Here is a 10,365-nt window from a genome sequence, read left to right as displayed (position 1 = left end):
GGATCTCTGCCATGATCAGGCCTTCAGTTGCATCGTAATAATCAAGTTCACCCCAATCATTTTTCTTACTGTACGTCCATTCCATTTTTGGTTTTTGTTCTTCAGTAAATGAAAGTTCTTTAGTCAAAAAGAAGATTTTGACAGGGCCATCTTTAAAATATTTTTCAAAACCAAGGTATAGTGTTTTAGCTCTATCTTCTAACTTTACAAAAGGAGAATAATGTTTATCCACTATTTTATTGGCATCTGTCTGGTCAATATATTCAAGGTTATTATATGTCTTACATTGTTGAGGATACTGCTCTGTTTCAAGAACATAACTGATCGTTAGCTTATTTATGATGGGGGATCTGATGCTGTCCTTTGAAAAAATCAATTTTTGTTCATCGGTTTCTTCATCTTTTAAGAGAGAGAATGATTCCCTTCCATAGTCACCACCTACTATTCTTCCTCTTATCCAGAAGCTTTTCTGTCCTGCGATCTCTGTCTCTTCAATATCCTCGGGTAAGGTAAAAGTGATCTTTCCACTATTTAAAAGATGTGAAGTTTCGTCTTTCAAACCTTTCAGCACTACCCATCCCTTACTATTCCAGTATTCCCAGGAAAGGGTGGGAGTTAATGCGGTTTCCAGAGGGTCTTTATATTCGTTCCAGATTTCATGAGGATTAGTAACCCTTTCTAAAATGCTATTTAGCCTGCTGGCTGAAAATACAGATTCTTTTTCATACCAGGGAGAATAACGCAATTTCATATTTGAAGGAGATTCGTGTTTTTTCCAATCTGATGTCCATTCATAATTATCTTCATCATAGTAGTCCTTCACTTCCCATAAGTTGTCATCATCGCTCCTGATGAAAATATGATTTTCTTGATTTTCATTATCAAAGTACCCATGAGGACTAGAATCAACAATTACATCTCCCAGTTCATTTGGAATTGTTTTCCATTTGTTTACTGAATCATACTTCAATAAATTGCCTTTAGAACCTTTTACATATATTATTACAGCATTACTTGTTGAAACACAAGCAAATGGCCTTGAATCGACATGTTCAGCTAAATCGCCATTTTCATCCACACAATCATCAATCCATATCCCTTCATTTCTATTTACTGATTCGAAATCTAGTTCATATAAATGACCATTTTTCCCTTTAACAAATATCAGTATTTTAATTCCAACTGTACTACCTCGGTCATAACTAACTGCATAGGGTGAAGAATCTAAATCTGTATCGGATGGTTTATTGCAATCTTTCCATCCCCTGCTCCTTATATTTCCATTGTAAATTTCTTTATTCCAAGTTTTATTAAATTCATAGAGATGGCCGTCTGATCCAGTTACAAATACCGATATAACGTGATTGTTAACTGTATCATCATTGTATATCGAAATTGGATCAAAACAAACATCGATACCTTCCTCTGGAGTTCCATGATCGATCCAATGCCCTTGACTGCCATTATAAAACCATTCAACAAGATGACCATTTTCATCCCGCATAAATACTGAGATATTTTTCTTCTCAAAATCATTGTCAAATGCATCAGGATCTCCTGAATTAATTGGATAATGTACGGCGCTGGGAGCAGAATTGGCAGCGATCTTTGTATCTGGTGGAAATCCATGGTCTTCCCATTTAGCTTCAGCTACGCCCTCAGAGTCTATTTCTACTTCGATAAGTCTTCCATAAGTCCCCCTGGCAAAAACCTTAATTGTATATCCATTTGAAATCGCAGTTGGAGGCCCAAGAATCCCCCTTTGTTCCACATCAGCTTCAATTTCAATCTTTCCTTCTTTTTTAGAAAACGCTTCCTTGCTTGCTATAGAGAAATTATCAAACATCCTCGGTTCTTTCCCGAAAGGTGTGAATGGCAGGGAAATATCAAGTGGCGTATCGTTATTGAAAGCCAGATCAGGCAGGATTTTTTCTCCGGATGACTTGACAATAAAAGTAATAGTATCCAGTAGGGGTAATACACGGGGTTCATTTACTGGCAAAGGAACGTTCAGAATGCAGCGAATCCACCGGCTTTTGATATCGTTTATCTCTTTTTCCTTGATCTCACCCTCTTGTATTTTATTGAGATGAATCTCACCATCCTTGCTGAAACCCCGGGTCAGATCAATAGTATTGAACTTGAGCCATCCCTCTTCTTCTTCTCCTTCAACCTCTCCCCAGTATTCCCATGACACCTTAAGAGGATTAATCCCACTTTGTGTACCTTCCCGATGGGTTATTGAAAGAATAAAGTGAGCCGTGCTCTTGATGTTAAAAAGATCCTTATGACCGATGTAAAGGTTATGTTCCTGCATATTCTTACCTTCGAAAAGATTGAACTTTGTGATCTTTTCAACCGATGTACTGGCAGGGTGAGAATATAACAGCGTATCTTCAATTGTTATAATCGTTCCTGAAATGCCGGAAACGATACCATATTCAATATTTGTCTCATTTCCAATCCTGAGAAAATCTCCTTCTTCCAGATCAGTAACATGATCAAGCTGAAAGTCTTTTGAACCGGCTGATGGAGATGAAACTATAGTATAAGAACGTTCTTCATGCTGTGATCCATCCAGGAATCCTGGTGGAGGAATGTAGATTGCATCTATTTCAGGGTCAATGCTTACAACTTTTTTCAGGAGACTGGGTGTTGCCAGCAGGTTTTTTTCAGTCTCAAAAATAAGTTTTTCGTGCTCATCTGTTTTCTTGGATGAAGCCTGGGTCCTTGCTGGAATGATAATTTCATTATCCGTACCTTTAGCTAGATAAAAGGTAAGCGGGACTCTGGCAGGTTGGGCAGGGAGAAGTTTTATCCCCAGCATATCAAGGAAAGCAACAAAGTTCTTATGCGGGACCTGATTAAAATGATGAATAATATTTTCGGTAATATGGGAAAAGATATTGAGTAAAGCCACTCCCGGATCTTTTTCATCAGAACCTGTCCACTCCGGAGTATAATGAGGGATTATACCCCTGATATTACTCATCAGTTCACTGAAGGTTCTTTCATCTATTTTTGGAGGTCTTGTTTTCATTGATCTAACTTCCCTCTTTTATATAAAATGGATAAACAAGATTGAACCGGTTATTTGTAGTACGAACACGATAATCGATACTTACCAAAATCTTTCCTTCCTCTGACTTTTCAGAAGATGCTTCAACCTTGACCAGTTCGATCCTTGGTTCCCATATTGTAAGGGCTTCCCTTACACTATTTTCAACCAGGGTTATCGTTGCTGTGTTAATAGGGGTAAAAACCAGATCATGTATCCCACATCCAAAATCCGGCCGCATGACACGTTCTCCTTTTGCCGTACCCAGGATTATCCAGATGGCTTCTTTAATATCCTGTTCATATTCGGACTTGGCGATTTTTCCTTTAACGGTGATATATACAGGATATTTCCACCCCACGCCCAGAAAATTCTTTTCCATTTATATTCTCCTTACCTAACCAATCTGTACTGTCGGACACCCCATAACAACAGAATTGGGGGGACCACTTTCAACCACCATATCTCCCTGCCGTGCAGCAGGAAGGTTATTGATAAGTACTGTGACGCTTCCTACGGCGATAACCCCCCCTACATGAGGTACAACGCCAGTAACCAGCGGACATACATGCATATCAGTTGTTGCTCTCCATGCAGGCATTCCTCCAATGAGTACATTCGGACTTCCCGGTCCCGGACCTAAAGGAGTTCCATGGGATGTCATATCTCCCACCCGTGCTGCCAGCGGCATTCCAACATTCTCCTAGTTTATTTTAACTGGTAATCCCTGAATTGTCACAATAGCGTTTGATTTAATTGTCAGGGATGTGGTACCTTCAATTTCTATCACATTTGCCTTGATCGTGAGTTGCATAGCACTTTCCATATTTATTGAATTTTGAACAGAGTCAATAACGATCTTATTATTACCTGTCTTATCGATAATTTCTATTTTTTCCCCACCTGCTGAGTCATCAAGGATTACCTTATGTCCCGCATTGGTCCGGATTTCTATCTTTTCCTGCCTTGCACTATCGTCATCATTAAAGATAATCTCATGACCGCTCCGGGAACGTATCTTTCTGATATTGTTATTCCCATCACTGTTTGTCTCTGGTGGCGCATGTCTCCCGTTCCAGAGCACTCCAATTACATAAGGGCGATGAATATCACCATTTTCAAAAGCAACGAGTACTTCATCATCTACTTCGGGAAGAAAGAAACTCCCTCTATCAGGACCTGCCATGAAGGTGGCAATACGTACCCAATCAGTTTCATTTTCATCCGAAAGCCAGGGGAATGTTAATTTAACTCTCCCAAGATCATCCGTATCCTGATTGTTGGTAACAATACCTGCAGCAACTCCGGAGATAGTACTCCCACTTTGTTCTCCACTTCCCAATGAATCCAATATGCTCATAGTGCATTCCTTTTAACTGAAATGTTCGTCCTGTAGCCGCTTGCATTTATGGTATGGGTCACTCCTTTGATGTAATATTTTCCACTAAATCGTTTTCCCATTTTTTCGAGTCTGATGGCTTCACCTGCCCTGATCTGTGGTATTCCAATACACTCCAGGTCCCCTGTAATAAATGTGTCAGTTGCCCGGTTTAATTCGGCTCTGGCAATCGAATCTGCATGTTCCTGCGAGTTAACAGTTACATTTGTTATAACCCTTTTTGAACTCCCGTGTTGCTCCTCTACGATCTGGCTCCCCGGTGTTCTTTCTGATTCCTGTGATCTCTCACTCCCGGCAGTTGCATGCCCGATAATTGGATTACCTGGATCAGCCGGGTTATGACCCCTAACCTCTACTTCTGTAACTACATCTGCAGTATTCATAACAGGACGAAAACTGATAATGTCTTTTCCCAGCTCAAGTGTAAGAATTTCATCCCTGTCATCCCGTGGTTCAATAAAGTATAAAGTCTGTTCCAGCAGTCTGAGCTCGTATCCCACTTCCTTTTTCAACCTGTTGAGAAAAGTCAGATAATTTTCATTGTTGTTTTTTTGCGTAGTAGTTCTATAATTTTCTACATTATCTACTTCAGAGCTAAGATGTGCTTCCTCAGCAATTATTTCTGCTATTACACTATATGATTTATCTCTAAATGTTCTTGCAGGAGTGCTCCTTTTCAGATAATCAAAAGATGGATCGTGACCTCCCATTCTTATTGTTGGGGTCTCACTGGAAAAAAAGCTTGGCTCTAAGCTCGTAATTACTCCCATTACCATAATGTACAGATCATTTTCATATCCCATTTTTATAGTAACATTATTCCCCACATTGAACAGTTCATGATCAAGCCATTTGAATTCTTGAGTAGTCATATCAAATTCATCATGTAACGTTAATTGAAAACTTGCACCTTCATCAATTTTCTCCTCAACGGTCACGTCAATAATCGCCTTTGATATGATTGCATTTAATGTTTCATTTTCGATTTCCACGATAAATCTTGGAGCATAAAAATTAAGTGTTTCTTGTGATAATGTTTCTAAAACCACTGATATTCACTCCTTTACCGGAATTAACAGCTCCTGTCCCGGATTCAAATTGCGGGGATTGTCAATATTGTTTGCTTCTGCAATTAATCTCCAGTCCTCCGGTTTTCCGTATTCTTCGGATGCTATGGACCATAAACTGTCTCCCTGGGTAACGATCCATCGCTTTGTAAGGTCAGCCGATCGAGCATCAATCTCATTGACCTGTATATCAACTTCTCTATATTCTTTTAAGGTGACATTTAATGTGGCCCTGACAGGAATCCCTGCAGGAAGGAACATAGTAAATCTCTTCGTAACCCTCTCAATGATACATTGAAAAATGAACGCACCCCAGATAAAAAGGCAAACCGGAGGTGCATGAAGCTCAGAATCTATATCCATCAGGCCTTTCGCGCTGCCGGGAAGATTACTGAACATGCTTCCAGCATCCCATCCTGTAATCCGATCTGTAAATAAACGCACATCAGTACCCATTTCATAAGTATCAAAAAAAAGATCTAACGTCACTGATCTGGCATTTCCCCTCACAAACTGGAATATGGGAGATGAAAGACCTGGAATATTCACTTCAGCAAATTGATTGCTCTTTTCAACACTCAGTTCCTTGGGATTAAAAAGACAAGGCACTATGACATAAGGTTTATCTTTTCGTGTCAGGAACGCTTTTACCAGCATTTATATCCCCCTTCTCTCTCTTTCGATCCTGATTCTTCGCTCAATGGTATGATAGACCTGGTCTGAAAGATTATTAATATTTAAGTGTGGTTCGCTGTCTTTCCTCCCTGAAAAATTTTCAGACATTGATTTTTCTATGGTTTTTTTTGTATCTCCCACGATCTTTTCGATCTGGTCGATTTTCTGTTCTATATGCTGCTGATTTTGAAAAATTAAATTTTCATTATCACCTGCAGAATATGTATTTCTTTTGCTTATGAGAGGTTTTACAGTACCTGCTTCCGGGTTATAATTAATGTTCCTGACTTGTAATTTATCGAGACTGGTCCAGTTCTGAGATGTATTGTACAATGTGTCATTCCTCATTTCAAATGTTCTTTCATTTATCAATACAGGGGATTGAATGAATGTAAATGGTAATCCGTGATGAAAATTTGATTGAAGTTGCCAGAAATATTCATTTTTATAGGCATATAAGTTATTTTTTCCATTTTCCTCGTGCAACTTACTATTTAATGGAAATATTTGCGGCTTAATAATCGTGTAATTGCTATAATTCAAAAAGGAATTGCTAAAGGTTCTGCCGTCCTGCCGGATACCATTATCAATTGTTTGTGGATATGAGACATTTTGTGAAATAAATATTGATCCGGGTGTTTTTTCAGGAGGAGAATCATTTTTCATCCAGGATAAATTGGATTGCCTGTAAAAAACTTGCTGTGGATCGAATGAATCCACCACATTGTTTCCGGAAGAATAGATAATCGGTGCTGTAAATTTTGTATTCTCAACTTCAACCATACGAGATCCGAAAACATTGGTTCTTATGTTTACAGAATCATGCATGGCTGGAATGAATGGTAATAATAATTCAGGTTGAATTAACTTAACCATTTTATATAAGTTCTGTGTACTCTTCAAAACAGTTGATTTTATTTTGCGCAGTGGTATGAATTTTTCATTCACAAACCACGAATACGTATTTTTAAAACTTTCAGTATTTTCAGAAATTATATGAAATAATTTATTTTGTTTGTGAAAAGAAAAACGCATGTAGATATCCATATACATTTTTTGGAGCGTTGAGTTTTTAGAAAAAATCATCAGTGGAAAACTGAATACGCTCCCTACTCCCTTCCGGTACTTATCCATAATTTTTTGATGAAAGAACGAATCAGAAAGGGGAATAACGGATTTTGCAATGGAACCGGACATCTATCTCTACCCCTTCCAGATACCATGATGGGCAAGTTCAATAGATTCAAATGCCACAGTATTACCATCACTTTTTAGATCAGGCCCTGTCCATTTTACAGGAAATGCTCCATGGAAATTCCAGCACCATTTATCTTCGCCCGCAGCATCCATCAATACAATAGATCCATTTTTTCGAATAAATTTTCCAATAACAACGCTCTGGTACCAGTTCCACATTTCATCCAGATCAGTGATACCTCGCTTCAGAGTGATGTTCTGATATTTTGTCCTTTTTGGTAGTTGATATACAAAATCATTATTCCCCCCCTCTTCCAAAGGTTCGGTCTCTGTTTCAATCTGAAGACCGGTAACATCGGAAACCTGGGCAACGGTAATACCTCCAATTTCTATGCGAAATCTAAAAGATGGGTATGGATATGGTTTTTTTCCTGTCATTTGACTATACCTCAAGAATACTTCTTTGCTTGTCTTCGCTCATGTGTTGATTGATCCTGGAAATCTCTTCACACCATCTCTGTCTTTCCCTGTGTTCTAAGTTCATGATCTCCCTGAAAGACCAGTGAAAATGGTAGGCAATAAAAGCTACCTCCTCGTACAACTTATCGAGGGGGTAGCTTATTATTCCCCCTGCATTACTACCTCAAACTCAAATCTGTGTTCACATTTGGGACAGATAATTTCAACTTTGCCAGTACCAGTTTCGTTGATCTGTCTATAGAATTCCTGAAGGTAGGACAGATCTGAAGCAAACAGATTTTCTATTGTTTTTGTATTGATGGTCTGTAAATCTCCAAGCTTTGAAATGACCCTTGAGAGCAGTATCACTGTCAGGTAAGCAGGATTTGACTGCACCCTGGCATCTTTCATGGGAAGTATCTCATCTGCTGCTGTTGCAAGGCGCATAATTCCCTTTTTATGAAGGGTTCCTTCGTCATCCACAAACCCTTTTGGCAAAGTAAATTCAAATTCTGTCTGGAAAGTCAAAAAGTAACCTCCTTAACTCAGTTAACGCGTTTAAAGCCTTCATGGACGATTTCAAGGGTTTCGATTGCAACCTCGTTACCTTTACTACTGAAATCCGGTGGGTCATATTTAGTGGGCCATGCTTCGACAATATCCCACCTGGCTTTATCTGCACCCGCTTCATCAATCAGGATGATTGATATATTTTTCCGTGCTCCTTGAGCCCCGGTATCTATGACCTGCTGTCTCCAATCATAAAGGTCCATAGAGTCAGTGATACCCCATTTAAGGGTAATATTCCCGAATTTGGTCAGAGCTGAAAGTTTCCGAAATACCGGCGCCTCATTACCTTCCCGGTATTCGACGGGATCTGTTGTCGTATCTGCAAAACTGACTTCACTAAACCCTGCCTGAGTGATTCCATCAACCTCAACCCTAAATCTAAACTGTCTGTATGGATCGTTTCTTTCTCCAGTTGCCATTTTAAACCTCCTTTTCTCTTTATTGATATTCTATTTATTCTTGTTCTACTCATTTTCAAAAGACTAATTTATTCTGTAACCGCAGAACCTCCGGCCCATTGGGCTATACGGAATATAACGAATTCTGCCGGTTTAACCGGTGCAATACCGATAACACAGATGAGCCTACCATTATCGATATCATCCTGGGTCATGGTACTTCTGTCACATTTAACAAAGAATGCTTCTTCAGCTTTTATACCCATCAGGGCTCCATCTCTCCAGACCCTGGTAAGGAACTGAGTAATTGTTGCCCTGACCCTTGCCCAGAGTTTTTCATTATTTGGCTCGAAGACAACCCATTGGGTCCCTTCTTCAATCGATTCTTCAACGAAGATGAAAAGACGTCTGACATTAATGTATTTCCACAGCGTATTACTCGATAAAGTACGGGCACCCCAAACACGAATTCCCCTTCCAGGGAAAGACCGGATGACATTCACACCGCGAGGATTCAAAAGATCGTGTTCCCCTTTGGTAATAAGGAATTCAAGCTTTTTAGCTCCACGTACGACTTCATTGGCTGGAGCTTTATGCACTCCTCTTTCTGTATCACTACGTGCATATATTCCTGCCATATAGCCTCCGGGCGGTATTACTCGTAATGATCCCGTCTGAGGATCTACAATATAGATCCATGGATAGTAAAAAGCTGCATATTGTGTTACACGGTCGCTCCGGGGATTAAGAGTGGAGGCATCCTCACCTTGTTCTGCATCTATGATTGCGAACCGGTCTTTAAGTGTTTCACAGTGAGTAATTAATGCACCAGATAATCCGTTAATGTTCCGGGAATTAGGTGAATAGACAATCGAAATTTCGTCGATTTCTGTAAATCCGCTCAAACCCTTCCGATTTCCCTGTTCACTATCAGTCCTCGTATAGTCAACCGGGTCTAATGTTGTCGGTTCGGTTACTTGGTAGACGGAATCGTTTTCAGGTTCAGGTACCCAGTTCCCATCTACTGTTGCCACTTGAGTACTTCCATCATAATCATCAATTGTAAAGGTCTGACCGCTTCCCGTACCTTCCGTGATCACAATAGTCATATTATTATAGAAATCATCTTCGTCTGATGCTTCTGCTGCAAGTGTTATTGTATTGACTCCTCCAGCTTGAGCTGTGTCAGTATGCACCAATGAGTCATTGGCACCACTAAGAATCCAGTAAAGACTGTATTCTGAAGTAGTATTGGGAATTTCAGTCCAATCAAGGTCCACTGTTGCCACTTGAGAGTCGTTATAGGCTGTTATTATACGTTTTTGACCCTTTCCTTTACCATCAGTGATCTCAATCACCATTCCATTGTAGGCGTCAACTGTTGGTAACGCTGTATCTTCAAGGGTGATTGTACTAGTTGCTCCAGCTTGAGCTGTGCCGGTATGTCCTTCTTCTGGTTCATCTCCAGTATCCTCATCTTCTTCGGTTAGCAGGATATAATTCGATCTGCCATTAACCTTAATTTCATAATAATCAGGCGAT

The 10,365-nt window shown here is 39.7% G+C and carries 11 protein-coding genes; all 11 read right to left on the bottom strand.

The window, feature by feature from the left end; genetic code table 11:
- Positions 1-3,040: hypothetical protein (locus K8S15_03280; protein ID MCD4775056.1), on the bottom strand; the 3,040-nt coding region annotated here is incomplete at its 3' end.
- A gap of 4 nt (positions 3,041-3,044) precedes the next feature.
- Positions 3,045-3,440: a GPW/gp25 family protein gene (locus K8S15_03275; GenBank protein ID MCD4775055.1), complete on the bottom strand. Its 396-nt coding sequence runs from the start codon at positions 3,438-3,440 to the stop codon at positions 3,045-3,047.
- 15 nt (positions 3,441-3,455) lie between these two features.
- Positions 3,456-3,749, bottom strand: a complete 294-nt coding sequence (locus K8S15_03270) for a PAAR domain-containing protein (protein ID MCD4775054.1) — start codon at positions 3,747-3,749, stop codon at positions 3,456-3,458.
- Positions 3,750-3,761: 12 nt separating this feature from the next.
- The gene (locus K8S15_03265) at positions 3,762-4,418 is read right to left on the bottom strand and encodes a phage baseplate assembly protein V (protein ID MCD4775053.1); all 657 of its coding nucleotides are present in this window, start codon (positions 4,416-4,418) and stop codon (positions 3,762-3,764) included.
- Complete coding sequence (locus K8S15_03260; protein MCD4775052.1) at positions 4,415-5,506, bottom strand: hypothetical protein; 1,092 nt, start codon at positions 5,504-5,506, stop codon at positions 4,415-4,417. Before K8S15_03260 ends, K8S15_03265 begins: the two co-directional genes overlap by 4 nt.
- 6 nt (positions 5,507-5,512) lie before the next feature.
- Entirely contained in the window at positions 5,513-6,181 is a 669-nt protein-coding gene (locus K8S15_03255) for a LysM peptidoglycan-binding domain-containing protein (protein MCD4775051.1), read from the bottom strand.
- Positions 6,182-7,396 carry a hypothetical protein gene (locus K8S15_03250; protein ID MCD4775050.1) on the bottom strand — a complete coding sequence of 405 codons (1,215 nt, stop codon included), beginning with the start codon at positions 7,394-7,396 and terminating at the stop codon, positions 6,182-6,184.
- Between the two features lie 6 nt (positions 7,397-7,402).
- Positions 7,403-7,834: a phage tail protein gene (locus tag K8S15_03245; GenBank protein MCD4775049.1), complete on the bottom strand. Its 432-nt coding sequence runs from the start codon at positions 7,832-7,834 to the stop codon at positions 7,403-7,405.
- Between the two features lie 183 nt (positions 7,835-8,017).
- Positions 8,018-8,383, bottom strand: coding sequence for a phage tail assembly protein (locus K8S15_03240; protein ID MCD4775048.1), 366 nt, complete (start codon positions 8,381-8,383; stop codon positions 8,018-8,020).
- A 17-nt stretch (positions 8,384-8,400) separates the two neighbouring features.
- A complete protein-coding gene (locus K8S15_03235) occupies positions 8,401-8,844 on the bottom strand; it encodes a phage tail protein (GenBank protein MCD4775047.1) in 444 nt (147 codons plus the stop codon).
- Between the two features lie 68 nt (positions 8,845-8,912).
- On the bottom strand, positions 8,913-10,365 hold a 1,453-nt coding region (locus K8S15_03230; protein ID MCD4775046.1), incomplete at its 5' end, for a phage tail sheath family protein.

The sequence above is a fragment of the Candidatus Aegiribacteria sp. genome (assembly GCA_021108005.1).
Classification (GTDB): domain Bacteria; phylum Fermentibacterota; class Fermentibacteria; order Fermentibacterales; family JCC-6; genus Aegiribacteria.
The sequence above is the reverse complement of the archived record's forward strand: the minus strand, read 5'-3'. Positions and strand labels throughout refer to the sequence as shown.

Excerpts from the sequence above, each read along its gene's own strand:
- K8S15_03275 (MCD4775055.1), bottom strand. The coding sequence starts at position 3,440 with ATGGAAAAGAATTTTCTGGGCGTGGGGTGGAAATATCCTGTATATATC.
- K8S15_03270 (MCD4775054.1), bottom strand. The coding sequence starts at position 3,749 with ATGCCGCTGGCAGCACGGGTGGGAGATATGACATCCCATGGAACTCCT.
- K8S15_03265 (MCD4775053.1), bottom strand. The coding sequence starts at position 4,418 with ATGAGCATATTGGATTCATTGGGAAGTGGAGAACAAAGTGGGAGTACT.
- K8S15_03255 (MCD4775051.1), bottom strand. The coding sequence starts at position 6,181 with ATGCTGGTAAAAGCGTTCCTGACACGAAAAGATAAACCTTATGTCATA.
- K8S15_03250 (MCD4775050.1), bottom strand. The coding sequence starts at position 7,396 with ATGTCCGGTTCCATTGCAAAATCCGTTATTCCCCTTTCTGATTCGTTC.
- K8S15_03245 (MCD4775049.1), bottom strand. The coding sequence starts at position 7,834 with ATGACAGGAAAAAAACCATATCCATACCCATCTTTTAGATTTCGCATA.
- K8S15_03235 (MCD4775047.1), bottom strand. The coding sequence starts at position 8,844 with ATGGCAACTGGAGAAAGAAACGATCCATACAGACAGTTTAGATTTAGG.